Genomic DNA, 21,540 nt, shown 5'->3' with positions numbered 1-21,540 from the left:
GAGAACATGGAAAGAAAAACTGTGCTGTACATTGCTGTTTCATTGGACGGGATGATCGCAAAAGAAGATGGAAGCATCGATTGGCTGGATGAATTTGAAGGTGAAGGTGACAACGGCTACAGTGATTTTTATCAGCAGGTTGATACAGTCATTTTAGGGCGGAGCACATATGAGCACGTTAAAGTGCTAACACCGGTTTTCCCGTATCAGGATAAAACCTGCTATGTTTTTACAGGATCGCCCGACAGTTATCAAGATGAACATGTGACGTTTATCAATGAGGGAGCCAGAGCCTTCACTGCCCGTTTGAAACAGGAAAAAGGCTCAAACATCTGGATAGCTGGCGGGGCAGAGCTTGTGAATGACTTTATGAAAGAAGATGCCATCGACGAATTCATCATCACTGTTATTCCCGTCGTTTTAGGAAGCGGCATCCCGCTGTTTCACGAACTAACAAATGAAACAAAACTGCGGTTAAAAGGGACAAAACAATTTGGACAAGCGGTTCAGCTCCATTATGTAAGAGCATAAGAAAAAGGATAGACAGATGTCTATCCTTTTTTGTATGTAAGTTAGAGCGCTTCTCTCTCAGCAGGCTCGATGAGATTTTGGAATTTTTCAATGAGCTGTGATGCTTTTGTTCCTTCAACTACGATCAGATATTCCTTTTCATTATGAGCCATGCGGAATGTTTCAAGCTCAATTAAGCTTTTGATTTTGCACATCGTTTTCTTTGAATAAATATAAACCTCGTGGCTTCCGGAATGGCACATTTTATAAAGATGAATCAAATTTCTTAAAGTAAAGGCCTGTGCGGCTACTTTCAGAGACTTGATATTTTTCATGATCTTTCTCCTCCATCGATTGTTGTCTTATATAGCCTAAGTTCCCAAAGCTGACAAGTCGTAAACCTATTTTTGCACATTTATGACTTCCATTGCAGCGCACCGCCCCCGATGCGTTTGACACCGCGGATGGAGCTTAATTCATCCATCAAGCGGAGAAGCGCCTTGTCTTTCTGCTTTGCTTCAATCATGAAATCAATATTAGTTCCCCATTGCCTAAAGCGTTCCAACAGCGGCAGCAAAAAGTTGGCTTCAACATAATCGGCATGGCTGCGTATCGCTTGCTCCGATTTTGGGGAAGACAAGTGAACCTTTGGCTGAAGGCCGATCCGCTCCCACGTTTTGATCATGCGGGGCAGTGCTACATTCAGGTCGGCGTGATCGTCTGGATTGGCGTAAAAATGATGAAAGTCAAAGACAAACGGAACATCCTCCTGCTCACAGACCTGAAGCGTTTCTTCCGTTGTATATGTTTTATCATCATTTTCAAGTGTCATCCGCTCTTTGATCTCCTGCGGCAGCTGTTTTATATTTTGATGAAATTGTGCAGTGGCGGTGTCTTTATTTCCGTAAGCACCGCCAATATGAATGTTGATAACGGAGCGATCAGCAATGCCCATGGCCTCAAGCATGCGGTAGTGATAGGCCATATCGGTTACCGCATTTTTTGTGACGGATTCCTTCGGGCTCGTAAACAGAGTGAATTGATTTGGATGAAAGCTTGTTCGCAGTTGATGTGTTTTAACAAGCTCTCCAATCTCCCGAAACTCTTTTTGAAACGGTGTTACAAAATCCCACATCACGTCGGGATGCGTAGCCAGCGGCACAATCGAACTGGAAAAACGGTACAAAGGAATGCCGTGGCCGATGATATAGTGAAGGGTTCTCATCGTATTGCGCAAATTGGCTTTTGTCACAGTCAGAAGCGCTTCTTTTCTTTCAGTCTTTGAAAGCTTTGAATAACGCGCGAATGTCAATGTTTTAGCGGGAGACGCATCCCAAAGGCTCATCGCATTTGAAACGAACCCGAATCTGAAAATCATAGGAACTCTCCTTTATAAGAAATAAGATAATGCCCTGCCGAGCCATTCCGCCGGGCGCTGCCTGAATGTGCGCTTGCTGAAATCCTCCATCGTCAGCAGCTCCGACTTTTTCATATCCTCCTCAATCGTGGCATAGACTTCACTTGTAAACGCTTCGTCATCAATTTCAACATTCACCTCTTCATTTAAGAACAGGCTTCGTTTATCGAAGTTGGCTGTTCCGATAATGCTGAGATGGTCGTCTATGATGAGGGCTTTTACATGATAAAACCCTTGATAATAACGATAAATAAGGCAGCCGGCATCCAAGAGCTCCGAATAATACGTAAAAGCCGCTTCTCGTACCAGCGGATGGTCTGATTTCATCGGTACAATGATTCTCACGGATACGCCGTTTTTTCTTGCGTTAATAAGGGCCTCTTGAAGCGGTTTTGATGGAATGTAATAAGGCGTGCAAACCGTAAGGCGATTCTTCGCTTGGGCAATGTTGGCCAAGTATATGTTTTCAAGGGAATAACCGTCAGTCGCATAGATCTTGTGAGAAATAGTCCCTTGCTGAAGCTTTGGCCAAACATCCGAACCCAGTTCGATTCCGGTATTTCGTTTTAGATCAGAAGCAAAAAGCGTTTGAAGATCATGTACGCCTTCTCCGATCATGCGCAGATGATAATCCTCCCAATTGCCGAACTTCGCCTTCTTTCCAAGATATTCTTCGGCGATATTAAATCCGCCGATATAACCGATTTTTCCGTCTATCACCGTAATCTTCCGGTGATTCCGTTTTTGCATGTGAAAAAAGAAAAAAGGAAAACGGGGACGATTCATCACATGGACATGGACGCCGGCATTTTTCATCGTCTGCAGCGCCGTTTTTTTAATTGCCCGGCAGCCCGCCCAATCCAGAAGCAAATAAACGGATACGCCAGCTTGGGCTTTTGTTTTCAGCAAGGTATACATATTGTGGCTGACCTCATCATTTTTCATAATAAAAAACATCATGTGAACAGAAGAGGCGGCCTGGCGAATATCATTCATCATCCGCTCAACGAGATCAGCCCCGCAGTGGATCAATTCGATGTCACTCTTCTTTTTTGAAAAAACAGGCTCGTACGCCTTTTTTCTGTATCCGGCACGGCCCATGAAGATATCAAGCAGAATCAAGGCAAAGAAAATAACGACAATGATCATAATCACGATAAATACCTTCATACCGGCACTCCTTTCCGTAGTAAAGGTAGTGTGCCCGAACAGCAGGAATTTAATTATTGACTGAACACTCATTCATTATTTATCATAAAGATAATCTTATACAGATTCGGGGGTAGGGGATCGCGGTCTTTATCAGTAAAAAGGGGGAATTGGAATGAGCGGCTTTCTCATCGCAAATGCATTATTATTTCTGATTGTAACCGCTTACGCTGTCTATTTGTTTGTGTATTTGGTCAAAACGAGACTGGCCTACATCAAGCTCGGCCAGAAAGAACAATTTGATCAACGGTTCAAGGAACGGCTTCACGCCATATGGGTGAATGTATTCGGACAGAAAAAACTGCTCAAGGACAAGAAAAGCGGAATCATTCACGTCATGTTTTTCTACGGATTTATATTGGTTCAGTTCGGAGCAATTGACTTTATCATCAAAGGACTGGCTCCCGGCCGGAATCTGCCGCTGGGCCCAGTCTACCCCGCCTTCACCTTTTTTCAGGAAATTGTTACGTTTCTCATTTTAATTGCTGTTGGGTGGGCATTCTACAGACGTTATATCGAAAAGCTCGTGAGGCTGAAACGCGGTTTCAAAGCCGGACTCGTTCTCATTTTTATCGGAGGATTAATGCTGACCGTTCTGCTTGGGAACGGAATGAATCTGATTTGGCATGAGCATGGGCTTTCTTGGAGCGAGCCAATTGCCTCAGGTATTGCGTTTATGCTTAGCGGTGTCGGGAAAACAGGCGCGGCGGTGATTTTCTATATCGCATGGTGGATCCATCTTCTGTTCTTGCTTAGCTTTTTAGTGTACGTGCCTCAGTCGAAGCATGCCCATTTAATCGCCGGCCCGGCAAACGTCTTTTTCAATCGAATGGAATCTGCCGGAAAACTTGAAAAAATTGATTTTACCGACGAAACGAAAGAAAGCTACGGAGCGGGAAAAATTGAGGATTTCAGACAGTCTCAGCTGCTTGATCTATACGCGTGTGTCGAGTGCGGCCGCTGTACCAATATGTGTCCTGCAACAGGCACCGGAAAAATGCTGTCTCCGATGGACTTGATTTTGCGTCTCAGAGACCATCTCACGGAAAAAGGCGCTGCTGTCACCTCGCGCTCCCCATGGGTGCCCGCAGCAGCGTTTCGGCATACGAGAGGCAATCAGCTGGCTGCGGCGTCAGCGGGCAGCGGATCGCAGGAAGCCGCAGCCGCGCTTGATTACAATCCAAGCTTGATCGGCGACGTCATCACAGAGGAAGAAATTTGGGCATGCACCACTTGCCGGAACTGTGAGGATCAATGCCCGGTCATGAATGAGCACGTGGATAAAATCATCGATCTCCGCCGCTACCTCGTACTGACAGAAGGAAAAATGGACAGTGACGCCCAGCGCGCAATGACAAGTATTGAGCGGCAGGGGAATCCGTGGGGACTCAACCGCAAGGAACGTGAAAATTGGCGTGACGAGGCGCCGGATGCTGAGATTCCGACTGTAAAAGAAATGAAAAAAGAAGGAAAAGAATTTGAGTACCTTTTCTGGGTAGGCTCCATGGGGTCTTACGACAACAGAAGCCAGAAAATCGCAATTTCCTTTGCCAAGCTGCTCAATCACGCGGGCGTGTCCTTCGCGATCCTCGGCAATAAAGAAAAAAATTCAGGAGACACGCCGCGCCGCCTCGGAAATGAATTTTTGTTCCAAGAGCTGGCTGAGAAGAATATTTCTGAATTTGAAAAAAATGATGTCAAAAAAATCGTTACGATCGATCCCCATGCATACAATTTATTTAAAAATGAATATCCGGATTTCGGATTTGAAGGCGAGGTTTATCATCATACAGAAGTGCTGGCCGAGCTTGTGAAAAACGGAAAATTAAAGCCGCAGCACCCGCTTCATGAGACGATTACCTTCCATGATTCGTGCTATTTGGGCCGGTACAATGAAGTTTATGATCCGCCGAGAGAGATTTTGAAAGCCATTCCGGGCGTGCAGCTTGTTGAAATGGAGAGAAACCGGGAAACCGGCATGTGCTGCGGAGCCGGCGGGGGATTAATGTGGATGGAGGAAGAAACAGGCAACAGGATTAACGTCGCCAGGACAGAGCAAGCGCTCGCAGTCAACCCATCGGTGATCAGTTCTGGCTGTCCGTATTGTCTCACGATGCTTGGGGACGGCACAAAGGCGAAGGAAGCCGAAGACCAAGTCAAAACGTACGATGTCGTCGAGCTTCTGGCTCAATCCGTTTTAGGCGCTGATCTGAAAATGGGGGAGAAGCAATGAATTTTTCATTATCAGAAGAACATGAGATGATACGAAAATTGGTGCGCGATTTTGCGAAGCATGAGGTGGCCCCGACAGCGGCAGAACGGGACGAACAAGAACGCTTCAATCGCGAGCTGTTTCGGGAAATGGCAAATCTGGGGCTGACGGGAATTCCGTGGCCTGAAGATTACGGCGGAATCGGAAGTGACTATTTAGCCTATGTCATCGCGGTGGAGGAGCTGTCAAAAGTGTGCGCCTCCACCGGAGTGACGCTTTCCGCCCATATCTCTCTTTGCAGCTGGCCGCTGTTTGCCTTTGGGACGGAGGAACAGAAGACAGAGTACTTAACACAGCTGGCCCTCGGAGAGAAAATCGGCGCATTCGCTTTGACCGAAGCACGGTCTGGCTCTGACGCCGGCAGCATGAAAACAACAGCTGAACGAATCGGCGATGACTATGTGTTGAATGGTTCCAAAGTGTTTATCACAAACGGCGGCGTTGCTGATATTTACATTGTTTTTGCTGTCACCGATCCCGAGAAAAAGAAAAGAGGCATTACCGCTTTTATAGTAGAAAAGGATTTTGAAGGATTTTTTACAGGCAAGAAAGAAAAGAAGCTGGGCATCCGTTCTTCACCGACAACGGAAATCATGTTCGAAGATTGTGTAGTGCCCGCATCAAAGCGTCTCGGAGAAGAAGGAGAAGGCTTCAAAATCGCGATGAAGACGCTTGACGGAGGCAGAAACGGCATAGCTGCACAAGCCGTAGGCATCGCCCAAGGAGCGCTTGATGCGGCGCTTCAATATGCAAAAGAGCGAAAGCAATTCGGAAAATCGATCGGCGAGCAGCAGGGCATCGCTTTTAAACTCGCGGATATGGCGACAATGATAGAAGCTTCAAGGCTATTGACCTATCAGGCTGCGTGGTTAGAATCATCGGGCCTTCCATATGGAAAAGCTTCCGCCATGTCCAAACTGATGGCTGGGGATACGGCGATGAAGGTAACGACCGAAGCCGTGCAGATTTTCGGCGGCTACGGCTATACAAAAGATTATCCGGTAGAACGCTATATGCGTGATGCAAAAATCACGCAAATCTATGAAGGCACTCAAGAAATTCAAAGACTGGTCATCTCCAGAATGCTCGCGGATTAACGGAAAACATCTCTCAGTCGGATCACTCTTGTAAAATTATTTAAATTAACGCTGTTAAGGGTAGCATATTCTGTTTTATTTTGTTTATAATGAGAGGTATGGTTTGTATAAGAACGATACAAAATCGCTTTCATTATTGATAAAACAGATACATATAAGTAATAGAAAGGGAGTGTCCGACCTTGGGTATCAAACAATATTCACAGGAAGAGCTAAAGGAAATGGCTTTAGTTGAAATCGCTCACGAATTATTTGAAGAACATAAAAAACCAGTTCCTTTTCAGGAGCTTTTAAATGAAATCGCATCTTTGCTCGGCGTGAAAAAAGAAGAGCTTGGAGACCGCATCGCTCAATTTTATACAGATTTAAACATTGACGGCCGCTTCCTGGCGCTATCTGACCAGACGTGGGGGCTTCGCAGCTGGTATCCGTATGATCAGCTTGATGAAGAAACTCAGCCGACAGTCAAGGCGAAAAAGAAAAAAGCGAAGAAAGCAGTCGAAGAAGATCTTGATCTTGACGAGTTTGAAGAGATCGACGAAGACGACCTTGATTTGGATGAAGTTGAGGAAGAACTCGATCTTGAAGCCGACGATTTTGACGATGAAGATCTTGACGAAGACGACGACGATCTTGAGATCGAAGAAGATATTGTTGATGAAGATGATGAAGACTATGATGATGAAGAAGAGGAAATTAAATAGTATCAGATTTCATCTTCAAAACGATCTTGACTTTCATAGTCGAACTATGTAGTATGTATTTTGGGCTCTTCAAAAACGAAGAGAGAACATAGTACGTTATGCTCCCTTTCAAGAAATTGAAAGGGAGCTTTCTTATTTTCACCCCTCATTTTTCTTATAAATCATTTAAAAGGCTAAATGATTTTTTATAAAATAGTACATTTTAAAAATGTAGCTAAGAGCGAAGAGAGGAGCAAACGAAATGACGAAATATATTTTTGTAACCGGGGGAGTTGTATCCTCACTTGGAAAGGGTATTGTAGCAGCTTCATTAGGGCGTTTGCTGAAAAACCGCGGACTGAACGTGACGATTCAAAAATTCGATCCATACATCAACGTTGACCCGGGAACAATGAGCCCGTACCAGCACGGTGAAGTATTCGTAACGGATGACGGCGCTGAAACAGACTTGGACCTTGGTCACTATGAGCGTTTTATCGACATTAACCTGAATAAATTCAGCAACGTGACAACAGGTAAAATCTATTCAACAGTTCTTAAAAAAGAACGCCGCGGAGATTACCTTGGAGGAACCGTACAGGTCATTCCGCACATCACAAACGAATTGAAAGACCGTGTTTACCGCGCAGGGAAAGAGACAAACGCAGATGTTGTCATTACAGAAATCGGCGGTACTGTCGGAGACATCGAATCACTGCCATTCCTTGAAGCGATCCGCCAAATGAAGAGCGACATCGGCCGTGAAAACGTAATGTACATCCACTGTACGCTCGTACCTTACATTAAAGCTGCTGGCGAATTAAAAACAAAACCGACACAGCACAGCGTAAAAGAATTGCGCAGCTTGGGCATTCAGCCAAACATCATCGTCGTTCGTACAGAAATGCCGATTTCTCAAGATATGAAAGATAAAATCGCGCTTTTCTGCGACATCGATACAAAAGCGGTTATTGAATGTGAAGATGCGGACAACCTTTACTCCATTCCGCTGGAGCTTCAAAAACAAGGGCTTGATAAGCTTGTTTGCGAGCACATGAAATTGGCATGCAAAGAAGCGGAAATGTCCGAGTGGAAAGAGCTTGTTAACAAAGTCAGCAACCTGTCTCAAACGATTACAATCGGCCTTGTCGGCAAATACGTTGAGCTTCCTGACGCATACATTTCTGTTGTCGAGTCTCTCCGCCATGCGGGCTATGCGTTTGACACAGATGTAAAAGTGAAGTGGATCAACGCGGAAGAAGTGACAGAAAACAATATCGCAGAACTCACAAGCGGAACAGACGGTATCATTGTGCCGGGCGGATTCGGAGACCGCGGTGTTGAAGGCAAAATCGTCGCGACAAAATACGCGCGCGAAAATAACATTCCGTTCTTGGGCATTTGCTTGGGCATGCAGGTGGCGTCTATTGAATACGCACGAAACGTATTGGGCTTAAAAGGCGCCCACTCAGCGGAAATTGATCCGTCAACTCAATACCCGATCATTGATCTTCTTCCTGAACAAAAGGATGTTGAGGATCTCGGAGGAACGCTTCGTCTCGGCCTTTACCCTTGTAAGCTTGAAGAAGGCACGAAAGCCTTTGAAGTGTATCAGGATGAAGTGGTGTACGAGCGCCACCGCCACCGCTATGAGTTTAACAATGAATTCAGACAGCAAATGGAAGAGCAAGGCTTCGTATTCTCAGGCACAAGCCCTGATGGACGCCTTGTTGAAATCATCGAGCTGAAAGACCACCCTTGGTTCGTGGCTTCTCAGTTCCACCCAGAGTTCAAGTCAAGACCGACAAGACCTCAGCCTCTATTCAAAGGCTTTATCGGAGCGTCTGTCGAAGCTGCAAATCAGAAGTAATAAAAAAGACTTGCCGTTTGTCAAAAGCGGGCAAGTCTTTTTTATTTGTTTCCGGCAAGTTCCAGCATGTACAATAAGATATTATGCATACTCTTGCAGAATTTCTTTTAGTGTAAACGATAAAGCGTGATAGACATACAGTGCAGTCATTAAAGAGGGAAACCCGTAACGGGTGCCGTCTTCATCAGGAACAAGCGGCATTTTTAATTTAGAATCAATATGCACATCACAATACTGTTCTATTCCAGCACTGTCTTTGGCTGCGGGCGATACGCATACGACTCCCGCACCTTTTTCATAAAGCTCTTTTGCGAGCGCCTGTTCTTCGGCTGTGTCCGTCCCTGAGCAAAACATCAGCACCCTGTCGCTTTCTGTCACTTCCTCAGCGCTTTCTGGAAAGGCTTTGACAGATGGGAAGGGTTCTTTGCTTTCGGTGGCCTCATAAAAGACGCCCTGAAGCTCATTCGCTCCGTATAAATAAATGGAATGCCCGCTGATCACCGCTTGAGCAAGCAGCCGCGCCCCATCTTCAATCGCGTCAGATTCCTTATCCTGAATGCGGGAAAAAATACCTGTTAACTGCGTCGTGAATATTTTCAACATAAGTGAATCCTCCTTTATAACGTACAATATCAGTATACAACAAAAGAGAAAATGCTCAGAAAATGTCGTAAAGTAGACTATTATAATTAAAGGAAATAGGAAAATCAAACAGAATACATACAATACTGCTTACTTTTGACGAAAATCATAATATTGGGGTGTAAAATGATGAATGAAAAAATTTTAATCGTTGATGATCAATACGGCATTCGTATTTTGCTAAATGAAGTGTTCAATAAAGAAGGCTACCAGACGTTTCAGGCTGCGAACGGCCTGCAGGCGCTTGACATTGTGACAAAAGAACGGCCCGACCTTGTGCTTTTGGACATGAAAATTCCCGGCATGGACGGAATCGAAATCTTAAAACGGATGAAGGTCATTGACGAAAACATCCGGGTCATTATCATGACGGCATACGGAGAGCTCGACATGATCCAAGAATCGAAGGAATTGGGCGCTCTGACGCACTTTGCCAAGCCGTTTGACATCGACGAAATCAGAGACGCCGTCAAAAAATATCTGCCCCTGAAGTCTAACTGACAAAAAGAAGAAACAAATGAATCATGTCATTATGTTGCCGATTTGTCGAAAAGTTGGTATCCTAGTTATGGAGAAAAAGCGATCTGAGTATTTACATATGACAGCAATATATGGGTCATGCTAGGGTGGAAAGCTTTTTTCGCTAGAAGACAATCAGGCTACATAAGGAGGACATTCGACATGCCTTTAGTTTCTATGACGGAAATGTTGAATACAGCTAAAGAAAAAGGGTACGCTGTAGGACAATTTAACTTAAACAACCTTGAGTTTACTCAAGCGATTTTACAAGCAGCTGAAGAAGAAAAATCTCCAGTGATCCTTGGTGTTTCCGAAGGTGCGGGACGCTACATGGGCGGCTTCAAAACAGTCGTTGCTATGGTAAAAGCACTTATGGAAGAGTACAAAGTGACAGTTCCTGTTGCGATTCACTTAGACCACGGTTCAAGCTTTGAATCTTGTGCGAAAGCGATTCATGCAGGTTTCACATCTGTAATGATCGACGCTTCTCACCATCCATTTGAAGAAAACGTAGCAACAACTGCTAAAGTTGTTGAGCTTGCTCATTTCCACGGAGTATCTGTAGAAGCTGAGCTTGGAACAGTAGGCGGACAAGAAGATGACGTTATCGCTGAAGGCGTAATCTACGCTGATCCTAAAGAGTGCCAAGAGCTTGTTGAGCGCACTGGCATCGACTGCCTTGCACCTGCATTAGGTTCTGTTCACGGCCCTTACAAAGGTGAGCCAAACCTTGGCTTCAAAGAAATGGAAGAGATCGGAAAATCAACTGGTCTTCCGCTAGTTCTTCACGGCGGTACTGGAATTCCGACTGCTGACATCAAAAAATCAATTTCACTTGGTACAGCTAAAATCAACGTGAATACTGAAAACCAAATTTCTTCTGCAAAAGCTGTTCGCGAAACATTGGCAGCTAAGCCTGACGAGTACGATCCACGTAAATACCTTGGACCAGCTCGTGAAGCGATCAAAGAAACAGTTATCGGTAAAATGCGTGAATTTGGTTCTTCAAACCAAGCTTAATTCAATTGGAACTTTTTATAGCCGCCTGACAGCTTGACAGGCGGTTTTCCGTCTATCTTTAGAAAGCGCAATCATATTCGCAGTTCAGAAAATTTCTTAATCAGGGAGGCTTTTTGAAAATGTTATTCTTTGTTGATACAGCCAATATCGATGAAATTAGAGAAGCGAATGAATTAGGAATTCTCGCCGGTGTAACGACGAATCCTAGTTTAGTAGCAAAGGAAGCTAACGTATCATTCCACGACCGTCTTCGCGAGATCACAGACGTCGTGAAAGGGTCTGTAAGCGCAGAGGTTATTTCTTTGAAAGCTGAGGAAATGATCGAGGAAGGAAAAGAACTGGCGAAGATCGCTCCGAACATTACGGTTAAAATCCCAATGACGTCTGACGGTTTAAAAGCGGTAAGAGCACTTACTGACTTAGGCATCAAAACAAACGTTACATTGATCTTCAATGCCAACCAGGCGCTTCTTGCTGCCAGAGCGGGGGCAACATATGTATCTCCATTCCTGGGACGTTTAGATGACATCGGCCACAACGGGCTTGACCTGATTTCAGAAGTTAAACAGATTTTTGACATTCACGGCCTTGACACGCAAATCATTGCAGCGTCAATCCGCCATCCGCAGCACGTGACAGAAGCTGCTCTTAGAGGGGCTCATATCGGCACAATGCCGCTGAAAGTCATTCATGCGCTCACTAAACACCCGTTAACAGACAAAGGAATCGAACAATTCCTGGCAGACTGGAACAAATAATGAAAGGGGCGGCAAACAGCTTTATGCCTGTTTGCCGCGGCCTTTGTATTTCACCGACCTGATACAGCGGATCTTCAGATGCTGACGCCGCTTTACAGAGAAGGAATCATTGGGCTGCAGAAGCTGATATCGGAATGAAGGGTATGCGTACTGCTTTTGCCGGATGACGACGATGTCTCTCGAGCCGGCGGGTCTCTGTGCATCTTTTGAAACCTGTACCCCCCAAAGCTTCGCTATTTTCTTCCTGATATTTTACAATGTGTTGTATTCTTTCTCTTCGAATTGGCTAGATTTTGGACATGAGCTTTATTTGCAGAGACAGAATAAAATGACATTTTATTTAGCTCCGCAGCTATCTTCTTATGGAAGGAGACTATCATGGAAAAGTTGAATATTGCCGGCGGTGACTCGTTAAACGGTACAGTACATATCAGCGGCGCTAAAAACAGCGCTGTTGCGTTAATACCTGCAACCATTTTGGCAAATTCCGAGGTGACAATTGAAGGGCTTCCAGAGATTTCAGATATTGAAACGCTGCGTGACCTGTTAAAGGAAATCGGCGGCAACGTGCATTTTGAGAATGGGGAAATGGTTGTTGACCCTACGTCGATGATCAGCATGCCGCTTCCTAACGGGAAAGTAAAAAAGCTTCGCGCGTCATATTATTTAATGGGGGCGATGCTTGGCCGCTTCAAGCAGGCGGTCATTGGATTGCCTGGCGGCTGTCACTTAGGGCCCCGTCCGATTGATCAGCATATCAAAGGCTTTGAAGCACTCGGAGCTGAAGTAACCAATGAACAAGGCGCCATTTATTTGCGAGCTGAAAGGCTGAGAGGCGCACGGATTTATTTAGATGTCGTAAGCGTTGGGGCAACGATTAACATTATGCTCGCCGCTGTTTTGGCAGAAGGGAAAACGATCATCGAAAACGCTGCCAAGGAGCCTGAGATCATTGACGTCGCGACATTGCTTACCAGCATGGGCGCCAAAATCAAAGGTGCGGGCACCAATGTGATTCGAATCGACGGCGTGAAGGAACTGCACGGCTGCAAGCATACGATCATTCCGGACAGAATTGAGGCCGGGACATTTATGATTGCAGGGGCTGCAATGGGCAAGGAAGTCATTATCGATAACGTCATTCCCACTCATCTAGAGTCGTTAACGGCAAAGCTGAGAGAAATGGGCTATCATATCGAAACAAGCGACGACCAGCTTCTCATTGTCGGCGGGCAGAAGAACTTAAAGCCGGTTGACGTCAAAACCCTCGTATACCCGGGGTTTCCGACTGATTTACAGCAGCCGATGACGGCGCTCCTGACAAGGGCGAAAGGGACGAGTGTCGTCACAGACACCATCTACTCGGCAAGATTCAAGCACATTGATGAGCTGAGACGAATGGGTGCCAATATGAAAGTAGAAGGCAGATCTGCCATCATCACAGGTCCTGTCGAGCTTCAAGGCGCAAAAGTGAAGGCAAGTGATCTGCGTGCCGGAGCCTGCTTGGTGGTAGCCGGACTGATGGCTGATGGCGTCACGGAAATTACGGGACTGGAGCATATTGACCGCGGATACAGCAGCCTTGAGAAGAAGCTTGAGGGGCTTGGAGCGACAATTTGGCGTGAAAGAATGACTGACGAAGAAATAGAACAGCTTCAAAATTCATAATGGTTTCTTGTGAGAGGAGATCGTGTTGAAATGGAAAGAAGTTTATCAATGGAATTGGTACGTGTGACAGAAGCTGCGGCATTGGCATCAGCAAGATGGATGGGCCGGGGAAAAAAAGATGAGGCTGATGAAGCGGCAACAAGTGCAATGAGAGACGTTTTTGATACAGTGCCGATGAAAGGGACCGTTGTAATCGGTGAAGGGGAAATGGACGAAGCGCCAATGCTGTATATCGGGGAAAAACTCGGAAACGGGTACGGACCTCGCGTTGATGTCGCAGTTGACCCTCTTGAAGGCACAAACATCTTAGCAAGCGGCGGCTGGAACGCGCTGACGGTTATCGCGGTCGCAGACCATGGCACGCTTCTGAATGCTCCTGACATGTATATGCAAAAAATCGCAGTCGGTCCGGAAGCGGTGGGCTGCATTGACATCGAAGCACCTGTCATTGACAACCTTAAAGCGGTGGCAAAAGCGAAAAACAAGGACGTTGAGGACGTCGTTGCCACAATTTTAAACCGTGAAAGACACGCAAAAATCATTTCCGAGCTTCGTGAGGCCGGCGCCAGAATCAAATTGATCAATGACGGCGATGTCGCAGGCGCCATCAACACGGCTTTCGACCACACGGGCGTTGATATCCTGTTCGGATCAGGCGGCGCTCCTGAGGGTGTGCTTTCCGCTGTTGCGCTAAAAGCACTCGGCGGAGAAATCATTGGTAAACTTCTTCCGCAAAGCGAAGAAGAAATCACTCGCTGTCACAAAATGGGCCTTGATTTAAGCAAAGTCCTTCGCATGGAAGACCTTGTGAAGGGTGATGACGCGATTTTTGCAGCTACAGGGGTTACTGACGGCGAGCTGTTAAAAGGAGTTCAATTCAAAGGCTCTGTCGGTACAACTGAAAGCTTAGTTATCCGTGCAAAATCGGGCACTGTTCGTTTCGTTGACGGCAGACACAGCTTGAAAAAGAAACCAAATCTTGTAATCCGTCCATAACAAACAGAAAAAGCGGGTGTGAGCCCGCTTTAACTTTTGCAGAAAAGCGTCAACTCTATCAATTCCGTGTCAAAACCTTATTTCAGTTGAATAATTTTTTGAAATAAGGTAAAAATAAAGAGTGCTGCGAATTTTACTGCGTAATACCTTCTTTTAAGCACTAGGAAAGTTTCAATTTCTACCGCATACAGACGATATAAGTATTGATCTTCTCATGTTTTTGTCCTCGCTTCCTTCAAAACTCATTAAGACAATCCTTTTAACAAAAGCGCCGATCATGGGTGGAAGTGTTACCGATAGAAGTTCCTTTATGTTAAAAAAAGAATGTGCTTTGGCGGATGTTGTGCAAAAGCAGCAGATGACATGTTCAGAGTAAGATATTGACTATGAAAAGCGTGGTGTTTTTATGAAAGACGTATCTATTTCCTCTTTGGAAAATATGAAATTGAAAGAGCTTTATGAACTTGCAAGACATTATAAAATCTCCTATTACAGCAAACTGACAAAAAAAGAACTCATTTTCGCCATTCTGAAAGCGAATGCAGAACAGGAAGATCTGCTGTTTATGGAAGGCGTTCTCGAGATCATCCAGTCTGAAGGTTTCGGATTCCTGAGACCGATCAACTACTCTCCAAGCTCAGAAGACATTTACATCTCAGCTTCACAAATCCGCCGTTTCGATTTGCGGAACGGAGACAAAGTATCTGGCAAGGTTCGCCCGCCAAAAGAAAATGAGCGTTACTATGGACTTTTGCACGTTGAAGCAGTAAATGGGGATGATCCCGAATCTGCAAAAGAGCGTGTGCATTTCCCGGCTCTTACGCCACTTTACCCGGATCGTCAAATGGTGCTTGAAACAAAGCCGAACTTCTTGTCTACAAGAATTATGGACATGATGGCGCCGGTTGGATTTGGGCAGCGCGGATTGATTGTTGCGCCGCCGAAAGCCGGAAAAACGATGCTGCTGAAGGAAATTGCCAACAGCATTACAGCGAACCAGCCTGAAGCAGAGCTGATCGTGCTTTTAATTGACGAAAGACCTGAGGAAGTAACCGATATCGAGCGCTCTGTAGCTGGGGATGTCGTCAGCTCAACGTTTGATGAAGTGCCGGAAAACCATATCAAAGTGGCCGAGCTTGTGCTTGAACGTGCAATGCGTCTCGTGGAACACAAAAAAGACGTCATTATCCTGATGGACAGCATCACACGGCTTGCCCGCGCCTACAACTTAGTGATTCCGCCAAGTGGAAGAACGCTTTCCGGGGGGATTGACCCAGCGGCGTTCCACCGTCCGAAACGCTTCTTTGGGGCTGCGAGAAATATCGAAGAGGGCGGCAGCTTAACCATCCTTGCTACGGCTCTGGTTGATACAGGTTCACGTATGGATGATGTCATTTATGAAGAATTCAAGGGAACAGGCAACATGGAGCTTCACCTTGACCGCTCTCTTGCCGAGCGCCGCATCTTCCCTGCCATCGATATCCGCCGTTCAGGAACGCGCAAAGAAGAGCTGCTTGTGCCTAAAGAGCATCTTGATCGTTTATGGTCTATCCGCAAAACGATGTCTGATTCACCTGATTTCGCAGAAAAGTTCATGAGAAAAATGAAAAAAACCAAAACAAACCAGGAATTTTTCGATATTCTCAATCAAGAATGGAAACAGGCAAATCTATCATCTGCAAGAAGGTAAATTGTATTTGCAAAAGAAGTAAATCACTGATATAATTTTCTCATATGCGTTTCGGACAATGATCCGAAATAATAACTCTGTTTCCACACGGGATTCAGGGCGGAAGGAGATGGATACAATGAAAGCAGGAATTCATCCTAATTTCAAAAAAGCAACAGTTAAATGCGCTTGCGGAAATGAATTTGAAACAGGCTCAGTAAAAGAAGAGGTACGCGTTGAGATTTGCTCTGAATGCCACCCATTCTACACTGGCCGTCAAAAATTCGCTTCTGCTGATGGTCGTGTTGATCGCTTTAACAAAAAATACGGTCTTAAGTAATAATAGATTTCTCAACAGGCAAGCAGCAGTCTTGCCTGTTTTTTATATTGTCTAAAACACAGCTGGCAGAGAGAGGGGAGCGAAGCCTATGTACATAATGAAACAAAGCGGGTGGCTTGAGCTGATTTGCGGCAGCATGTTCTCGGGGAAATCTGAAGAGCTGATCAGAAGAGTGAAGAGAGCGACTTACGCCAAGCAGGAAGTCAGGGTATTTAAGCCTGTAATTGATAACCGATACAGCGAAGCTGCTGTTGTCTCCCATAATGGAACATCGATGACGAGCTATGCCATTTCGTCTGCTGCGGACATTTGGGATCACATCAGTGAAAGTACAGATGTGGTTGCGGTTGATGAAGTGCAGTTTTTTGATCAGGAAATTGTTGAGGTTTTATCATCTCTTGCCGATAAAGGCTACCGTGTGATAGCAGCAGGCCTTGATATGGATTTTAGGGGAGAGCCGTTCGGTGTCGTCCCGAATATCATGGCGATTGCGGAAAGTGTGACAAAGCTGCAAGCCGTCTGTTCTGTTTGCGGATCACCGGCGAGCAGAACACAGCGCCTCATTGACGGCAAACCTGCTTCTTACGATGATCCGGTCATTTTGGTTGGTGCATCTGAATCATATGAAGCAAGATGCAGACATCATCACGAAGTCCCAGGAAAATCTAAAAAATAGTCCAAAACATGGGTATAAAGATAGAATGCACCGGCTAAAAACACCGGTGTTTTTTTTATATTCTGATAATATTCAATTAAAAAATTTAAATAAGTATATTAAAAAATTAAGTAATTTTCTTCCCTTGAATTTTGATTTTGACAGGCATACAATAGCTTACGTAATGTAAATAGTTTTGAGACATTGTTCGAATAATTGTCACAAAGTCGCATAAAGATCATGATCGGTCATATTTTAGATGGGTTATTACTTAACTTGGTTAACTATTTCAAGAAAGAAGGAGATTTGCTTGAATAACATAAAAAAAACGAAAGAAGGCCACTTAGAAACAACTCTTAGAGGAAAAGAAGTTTTATCTATTCCTACTTTAAATAAAGGCGTTGCTTTTTCACTAGAAGAAAGACAAGAACTCGGCTTAGAAGGGCTTCTGCCGCCAACTGTACTTTCTCTTGATCAACAAGCACAACGCGCGTACGAGCAATTCCAAGCGCAGCCTGACCGCCTTCGTCAAAATGTTTACTTAAGTGATCTTGCAAACCGTAACGAAGTTCTTTTCTATAAATTGCTGAAAAACCATCTTCGCGAAATGCTTCCTGTTGTGTACACGCCAACAGTTGGTGAAGCGATTCAGGAATACAGCCATGAATATAGAAGACCTCAAGGAATCTACTTGTCAATCGACAACATTGACGGTATTGAAAAAGCGTTTGAAAACCTTCATGCGACAGCAGGCGATATTGATCTTATCGTTGCTACTGACTCCGAAAGCATTCTCGGTATCGGTGACTGGGGTGTAGGCGGTATTAATATCGCAATCGGTAAATTGGCTGTTTACACTGCTGCAGCTGGTATTGACCCTAGCCGTGTTATCCCGGTTGTGCTTGATGTCGGTACGAACAACGAAAAACTTCTAAACGATCCTTTATATATTGGTAACAAGCATGAACGTGTTCAAGGTGAACGCTACGAAGCTTTCATTGACGCTTATGTAAAAGCTGCATTGAAATTCTTCCCTAAAGCGCTTCTTCACTGGGAAGACCTTGGCAACAAAAATGCACGCAACATCATGAAAAAATACAATCATGAAATCCTGACATTTAATGATGATATTCAAGGTACTGGCGCGATTACACTTGCAGGTGTGCTTGCCGCTATGAAGAAAACCGGCGCTTCTATTAAAGATCAGCGTGTTGTTATCTTCGGTGCTGGTTCTGCTGGTATCGGTATTGCTGACCAAATCCGTGACACAATGGTGCTTGCCGGATTATCTGAAGAAGAAGCTAACAAACGTTTCTACACACTTGATTACAGAGGCTTGCTGACTGAAGACATCGAAGGCATCCTTGATTTCCAAAAACCTTACCTTCGCAATGCGGATGAAGTGAAAGACTGGAAGCGCGATGAAAAAGGTCAAATTCCATTCGATGAAGTGGTTCGTCAAGCGAAACCAACGATCTTGATTGGTACTTCAGGGGTTTCAGGTGCATTCACAGAGGAAATTGTAAAAGAAATGGCATCTCACGTAGACCGTCCGGTTATCATGCCGATGTCTAACCCGACTCACCTTGCTGAAGCTGTTCCTGAAGATCTGTTCAAATGGACTGACGGAAAAGTGCTTATTGCAACAGGAAGCCCATTTGACAATGTAGAATACAACGGTGTTTCTTATGAAATCGGACAATCTAACAACGCATTCGCGTTCCCTGGTCTTGGACTTGGTTCAATTGTAGCTGAAGCGCGTATCATTACACCTGCTATGTTTGCTGCAACTGCTGATGCGATTGCTGAAATGGTTGATCTTGAAACACCTGGAGCAGGATTGCTTCCAAGCATTGATAAGCTTCAAGAGGTTTCTATCCAAGTTGCGATTGCCGTTGCTGAAGCAGCAATTAAAGACGGCGTGGCAAATCGTCAGCCTGAAGATGTGAAACAAGCGGTACTTGATGCAATGTGGACACCTGAATACAAAAAAGTCATCGCGAAATAATTAGCGAGTAAATTTTTCTGTCCGAGGGAAAGCTTTTTGTAAAGCTAAAGTATACGGACATAGGATTTGGAGGAGAATATTTTGAGCATCTTAGATATCTTAATCCTCCTGGCGCCGATCTTCTTTGTTATCGTGCTGGGTTGGTTTGCAGGACATTTTGGAAGTTATGATGCCAAGTCGGCAAAAGGGGTAAGTACGTTAGTAACGAAATACGCACTTCCAGCTCACTTTATCGCTGGTATTTTGACAACTTCCAGAAGTGAATTTTTATCACAAGTACCTTTAATGATTTCTTTAATTATTGGGATTGTTGGTTTCTATATCATCATTCTTTTGGTTTGCAGATTTATTTTCAAGTATGATTTAACGAACTCATCTGTATTTTCTTTGAACTCTGCACAGCCGACATTCGCATTTATGGGTATCCCGGTATTGGGAAGCTTATTCGGAGCGAATGAAGTTGCGATTCCGATCGCGGTCACAGGTATCGTGGTTAACGCGATTCTTGATCCGCTCGCGATCATTATCGCTACTGTTGGTGAGTCTTCTAAGAAAAACGAAGAGAGTGGCGACAGCTTCTGGAAGATGACAGGAAAATCAATCCTGCATGGTCTTTGTGAGCCGCTTGCAGCTGCTCCGTTAATCAGTATGATCTTAGTGCTGGTTTTCAATTTCACTCTTCCTGAGCTGGGTGTTAAAATGCTTGATCAGCTTGGAAGCACAACATCTGGTGTTGCTCTCTTTGCTGTCGGTGTTACCGTTGGTATTCGTAAAATTAAACTCAGTATGCCGGCTATCGGTATTGCGTTACTAAAAGTTGCGGTTCAGCCTGCGTTAATGTTCTTGATTGCTCTTGCTATCGGACTTCCGGCTGACCAAACAACAAAAGCAATCCTTCTTGTTGCATTCCCTGGTTCTGCCGTTGCAGCCATGATTGCGACTCGTTTCGAGAAACAAGAAGAAGAAACTGCAACTGCGTTTGTGGTCAGTGCGATTCTGTCATTGATTTCACTTCCAATCATTATCGCGCTTACTGCGTAACAAAAAAAGCTCCCTTTACGGGAGCTTTTTGCTTTAGGTTTGAAATTTGAACAGTGACAGCAGCGGTTTTTTTCTTGTTTTGGTTTTTTCAGAAGCAGCAGCAGTCTCGGGGATCGGCTGAGCGGTGAATTCTTTCATTTGTGAGGTCAGTGATTGCAGATCTGCAAGAATATCATCGATTTCTCTGCGGTGCTGAAGCAGCTGGTAAGATACACCTTCATCGGCTTTTTGTTTCAGCTGGCGTTCCAGTTCCGACATCCTTGCCATCAATTCGCTTTCGTCCTGCCTTTGCTGTAAAAGGGTGTCCAGCTTTTGTTCAAGCTGCTCGATTCTTCGTTCTGTGTCGCTACTTGTTTTTTGTACAAGGAAGCCTGTGCGCTTTTTAGCGCTTTTCGGCAGATGAATATCCTGAATCGCCGTGCCTTCAGAGATTTGTTTTTGAACGGATTTTAGAACCTTCACGTCTTCTGCCGTGAACGAATAGTGTCCGAGCTCATTGCGTTCGGCCGGAAGATTCAGCTGCTTCACCCACCGCTGCACCGTTTTTGCGGAGACGCCGAGTTCACTTGCTACCATATTTGTATTCATGATCCCATACCTCCTTTTAAGCTAGGTATTCGACCATAGAATGCGGTTCCCTTCCCGTTAGACAAAACAAGAAAAGATTCGGCAAAGAAAGTGGGTATCTCCTTTTTTTCTTCAAAAACTGTTATTGTTCATACAGTTCTAATGGAAGCTGGTCAGGATCAAAAAAGAAGGTGAAACGCTTGCCGGTCAGCGGATCTGTTCTGATTGGCTCTGTTTCGATTCCTTTTTCATGAAGCTCTTGAACCGCTTTATCCAAGCTGCCGACTGTAAAGGCGAGGTGGCGCAGGCCTGCGGCTTCAGGCCGGGTTTGTCGTTCGGGCGGATAGGGAAACGAGAACAGCTCAATGACATACGAGCCGTTAAGCGACAAATCAAGCTTATAGGAGCCGCGCTCTTCGCGGTACGTTTCTTGAATCACCTGAAAACCAAGCTTATGTACGTAGAAAGCTTTCGACTTTTCGTAATCTGAACATATGATTGCAATATGATGTATGGATTTCAGCAACATCATCCCTCCTCGAATTCCAGTATAGCAGAGGGAGCTTTTCCAGCTGGGATTGAAATGCTTTTGACTGGGG

The 21,540-nt window shown here is 45.0% G+C and carries 22 protein-coding genes; 16 read left to right on the top strand and 6 right to left on the bottom strand.

Annotated features, from left to right (window positions below; translation table 11 throughout):
- Positions 1–6 precede the first annotated feature (6 nt).
- Positions 7–531 carry a dihydrofolate reductase family protein gene (locus MKY50_RS19205; RefSeq protein ID WP_015251001.1) on the top strand — a complete coding sequence of 175 codons (525 nt, stop codon included), beginning with the start codon at positions 7–9 and terminating at the stop codon, positions 529–531.
- Between the two features lie 41 nt (positions 532–572).
- On the opposite strand, the gene MKY50_RS19200 is transcribed toward MKY50_RS19205, so the two are convergent.
- The 3 genes from MKY50_RS19200 to cls all read right to left on the bottom strand — a co-directional run bounded on the left by MKY50_RS19200 (position 573) and on the right by cls (position 3,097).
- On the bottom strand, positions 573–845 hold the full coding sequence (locus tag MKY50_RS19200) for a hypothetical protein (protein ID WP_003227597.1): 273 nt from the start codon (positions 843–845) through the stop codon (positions 573–575).
- An 80-nt stretch (positions 846–925) separates the two neighbouring features.
- Complete coding sequence (gene uvsE, locus MKY50_RS19195; RefSeq protein ID WP_017696270.1) at positions 926–1,888, bottom strand: UV DNA damage repair endonuclease UvsE; 963 nt, start codon at positions 1,886–1,888, stop codon at positions 926–928.
- Positions 1,889–1,900: 12 nt separating this feature from the next.
- On the bottom strand, positions 1,901–3,097 hold the full coding sequence (gene cls / locus MKY50_RS19190) for a cardiolipin synthase (RefSeq protein ID WP_003227602.1): 1,197 nt from the start codon (positions 3,095–3,097) through the stop codon (positions 1,901–1,903).
- Between the two features lie 154 nt (positions 3,098–3,251).
- Here cls and MKY50_RS19185 point away from each other — a divergent pair, with 154 nt between their 5' ends.
- From MKY50_RS19185 to pyrG, 4 genes are all read left to right on the top strand, one after another.
- On the top strand, positions 3,252–5,369 hold the full coding sequence (locus MKY50_RS19185) for a heterodisulfide reductase-related iron-sulfur binding cluster (RefSeq protein ID WP_029318706.1): 2,118 nt from the start codon (positions 3,252–3,254) through the stop codon (positions 5,367–5,369).
- The gene (gene acdA / locus MKY50_RS19180; protein WP_341117121.1) at positions 5,366–6,505 is read left to right on the top strand and encodes an acyl-CoA dehydrogenase AcdA; all 1,140 of its coding nucleotides are present in this window, start codon (positions 5,366–5,368) and stop codon (positions 6,503–6,505) included. The genes MKY50_RS19185 and acdA overlap by 4 nt, the downstream gene beginning before the upstream one ends.
- Positions 6,506–6,687: 182 nt before the next feature.
- A complete protein-coding gene (rpoE, locus tag MKY50_RS19175; protein WP_014665742.1) occupies positions 6,688–7,209 on the top strand; it encodes a DNA-directed RNA polymerase subunit delta in 522 nt (173 codons plus the stop codon).
- A 241-nt stretch (positions 7,210–7,450) separates the two neighbouring features.
- Positions 7,451–9,058 (top strand): glutamine hydrolyzing CTP synthase, encoded by a 1,608-nt coding sequence (pyrG, locus tag MKY50_RS19170; RefSeq protein ID WP_003227612.1) that lies wholly within the window; start codon positions 7,451–7,453, stop codon positions 9,056–9,058.
- Positions 9,059–9,139: 81 nt separating this feature from the next.
- On the opposite strand, the gene MKY50_RS19165 is transcribed toward pyrG, so the two are convergent.
- Positions 9,140–9,661, bottom strand: a complete 522-nt coding sequence (locus MKY50_RS19165; RefSeq protein WP_029318708.1) for a DUF2529 domain-containing protein — start codon at positions 9,659–9,661, stop codon at positions 9,140–9,142.
- A gap of 165 nt (positions 9,662–9,826) precedes the next feature.
- Between MKY50_RS19165 and spo0F the strand changes: the two genes are divergently transcribed.
- The 11 genes from spo0F to MKY50_RS19110 all read left to right on the top strand — a co-directional run bounded on the left by spo0F (position 9,827) and on the right by MKY50_RS19110 (position 20,374).
- Positions 9,827–10,201: a sporulation initiation phosphotransferase Spo0F gene (gene spo0F / locus MKY50_RS19160; RefSeq protein ID WP_003227621.1), complete on the top strand. Its 375-nt coding sequence runs from the start codon at positions 9,827–9,829 to the stop codon at positions 10,199–10,201.
- Between the two features lie 180 nt (positions 10,202–10,381).
- Positions 10,382–11,239 carry a class II fructose-bisphosphate aldolase gene (locus MKY50_RS19155; RefSeq protein ID WP_003243339.1) on the top strand — a complete coding sequence of 286 codons (858 nt, stop codon included), beginning with the start codon at positions 10,382–10,384 and terminating at the stop codon, positions 11,237–11,239.
- Positions 11,240–11,358: 119 nt separating this feature from the next.
- Positions 11,359–11,997 carry a fructose-6-phosphate aldolase gene (gene fsa / locus MKY50_RS19150; protein ID WP_003227626.1) on the top strand — a complete coding sequence of 213 codons (639 nt, stop codon included), beginning with the start codon at positions 11,359–11,361 and terminating at the stop codon, positions 11,995–11,997.
- Between the two features lie 378 nt (positions 11,998–12,375).
- A complete protein-coding gene (locus tag MKY50_RS19145; protein ID WP_003227628.1) occupies positions 12,376–13,665 on the top strand; it encodes a UDP-N-acetylglucosamine 1-carboxyvinyltransferase in 1,290 nt (429 codons plus the stop codon).
- A 30-nt stretch (positions 13,666–13,695) separates the two neighbouring features.
- Positions 13,696–14,661, top strand: coding sequence for a class II fructose-bisphosphatase (glpX, locus tag MKY50_RS19140; RefSeq protein WP_003242962.1), 966 nt, complete (start codon positions 13,696–13,698; stop codon positions 14,659–14,661).
- A 214-nt stretch (positions 14,662–14,875) separates the two neighbouring features.
- Positions 14,876–15,037 carry a hypothetical protein gene (locus tag MKY50_RS19135; RefSeq protein WP_003227632.1) on the top strand — a complete coding sequence of 54 codons (162 nt, stop codon included), beginning with the start codon at positions 14,876–14,878 and terminating at the stop codon, positions 15,035–15,037.
- A 30-nt stretch (positions 15,038–15,067) separates the two neighbouring features.
- Positions 15,068–16,351 carry a transcription termination factor Rho gene (gene rho, locus MKY50_RS19130; RefSeq protein WP_003221939.1) on the top strand — a complete coding sequence of 428 codons (1,284 nt, stop codon included), beginning with the start codon at positions 15,068–15,070 and terminating at the stop codon, positions 16,349–16,351.
- A gap of 118 nt (positions 16,352–16,469) precedes the next feature.
- On the top strand, positions 16,470–16,670 hold the full coding sequence (rpmE, locus tag MKY50_RS19125; RefSeq protein WP_003151132.1) for a 50S ribosomal protein L31: 201 nt from the start codon (positions 16,470–16,472) through the stop codon (positions 16,668–16,670).
- 88 nt (positions 16,671–16,758) lie between these two features.
- Positions 16,759–17,346, top strand: coding sequence for a thymidine kinase (locus MKY50_RS19120; protein ID WP_024572668.1), 588 nt, complete (start codon positions 16,759–16,761; stop codon positions 17,344–17,346).
- 289 nt (positions 17,347–17,635) lie between these two features.
- Positions 17,636–19,333, top strand: coding sequence for an oxaloacetate-decarboxylating malate dehydrogenase (malS, locus tag MKY50_RS19115; protein WP_003244309.1), 1,698 nt, complete (start codon positions 17,636–17,638; stop codon positions 19,331–19,333).
- Between the two features lie 81 nt (positions 19,334–19,414).
- The gene (locus MKY50_RS19110) at positions 19,415–20,374 is read left to right on the top strand and encodes an AEC family transporter (RefSeq protein ID WP_003242497.1); all 960 of its coding nucleotides are present in this window, start codon (positions 19,415–19,417) and stop codon (positions 20,372–20,374) included.
- Positions 20,375–20,407: 33 nt separating this feature from the next.
- Here the strand turns inward: MKY50_RS19110 and racA are convergent, their stop codons facing one another.
- Positions 20,408–20,962, bottom strand: a complete 555-nt coding sequence (racA, locus tag MKY50_RS19105) for a chromosome-anchoring protein RacA (RefSeq protein WP_015251007.1) — start codon at positions 20,960–20,962, stop codon at positions 20,408–20,410.
- 121 nt (positions 20,963–21,083) lie between these two features.
- On the bottom strand, positions 21,084–21,470 hold the full coding sequence (gene gloA2, locus MKY50_RS19100; RefSeq protein WP_341117346.1) for an SMU1112c/YaeR family gloxylase I-like metalloprotein: 387 nt from the start codon (positions 21,468–21,470) through the stop codon (positions 21,084–21,086).
- Between the last annotated feature and the right edge of the window lie 70 nt (positions 21,471–21,540).

This window comes from Bacillus sp. FSL R7-0685 (assembly GCF_038002425.1).
In the GTDB taxonomy this organism is placed as follows: domain Bacteria; phylum Bacillota; class Bacilli; order Bacillales; family Bacillaceae; genus Bacillus; species Bacillus subtilis.
The sequence above is the reverse complement of the archived record's forward strand: the minus strand, read 5'-3'. Positions and strand labels throughout refer to the sequence as shown.

Excerpts from the sequence above, each read along its gene's own strand:
- rho (WP_003221939.1), top strand. The coding sequence starts at position 15,068 with ATGAAAGACGTATCTATTTCCTCTTTGGAAAATATGAAATTGAAAGAG.
- gloA2 (WP_341117346.1), bottom strand. The coding sequence starts at position 21,470 with ATGTTGCTGAAATCCATACATCATATTGCAATCATATGTTCAGATTAC.
- fsa (WP_003227626.1), top strand. The coding sequence starts at position 11,359 with ATGTTATTCTTTGTTGATACAGCCAATATCGATGAAATTAGAGAAGCG.
- racA (WP_015251007.1), bottom strand. The coding sequence starts at position 20,962 with ATGAATACAAATATGGTAGCAAGTGAACTCGGCGTCTCCGCAAAAACG.
- MKY50_RS19165 (WP_029318708.1), bottom strand. The coding sequence starts at position 9,661 with ATGTTGAAAATATTCACGACGCAGTTAACAGGTATTTTTTCCCGCATT.
- rpmE (WP_003151132.1), top strand. The coding sequence starts at position 16,470 with ATGAAAGCAGGAATTCATCCTAATTTCAAAAAAGCAACAGTTAAATGC.
- acdA (WP_341117121.1), top strand. The coding sequence starts at position 5,366 with ATGAATTTTTCATTATCAGAAGAACATGAGATGATACGAAAATTGGTG.
- MKY50_RS19200 (WP_003227597.1), bottom strand. The coding sequence starts at position 845 with ATGAAAAATATCAAGTCTCTGAAAGTAGCCGCACAGGCCTTTACTTTA.
- glpX (WP_003242962.1), top strand. The coding sequence starts at position 13,696 with ATGGAAAGAAGTTTATCAATGGAATTGGTACGTGTGACAGAAGCTGCG.
- MKY50_RS19145 (WP_003227628.1), top strand. The coding sequence starts at position 12,376 with ATGGAAAAGTTGAATATTGCCGGCGGTGACTCGTTAAACGGTACAGTA.
- MKY50_RS19155 (WP_003243339.1), top strand. The coding sequence starts at position 10,382 with ATGCCTTTAGTTTCTATGACGGAAATGTTGAATACAGCTAAAGAAAAA.
- spo0F (WP_003227621.1), top strand. The coding sequence starts at position 9,827 with ATGATGAATGAAAAAATTTTAATCGTTGATGATCAATACGGCATTCGT.
- cls (WP_003227602.1), bottom strand. The coding sequence starts at position 3,097 with ATGAAGGTATTTATCGTGATTATGATCATTGTCGTTATTTTCTTTGCC.
- MKY50_RS19120 (WP_024572668.1), top strand. The coding sequence starts at position 16,759 with ATGTACATAATGAAACAAAGCGGGTGGCTTGAGCTGATTTGCGGCAGC.
- MKY50_RS19135 (WP_003227632.1), top strand. The coding sequence starts at position 14,876 with ATGTTTTTGTCCTCGCTTCCTTCAAAACTCATTAAGACAATCCTTTTA.
- uvsE (WP_017696270.1), bottom strand. The coding sequence starts at position 1,888 with ATGATTTTCAGATTCGGGTTCGTTTCAAATGCGATGAGCCTTTGGGAT.
- MKY50_RS19205 (WP_015251001.1), top strand. The coding sequence starts at position 7 with ATGGAAAGAAAAACTGTGCTGTACATTGCTGTTTCATTGGACGGGATG.
- MKY50_RS19185 (WP_029318706.1), top strand. The coding sequence starts at position 3,252 with ATGAGCGGCTTTCTCATCGCAAATGCATTATTATTTCTGATTGTAACC.
- pyrG (WP_003227612.1), top strand. The coding sequence starts at position 7,451 with ATGACGAAATATATTTTTGTAACCGGGGGAGTTGTATCCTCACTTGGA.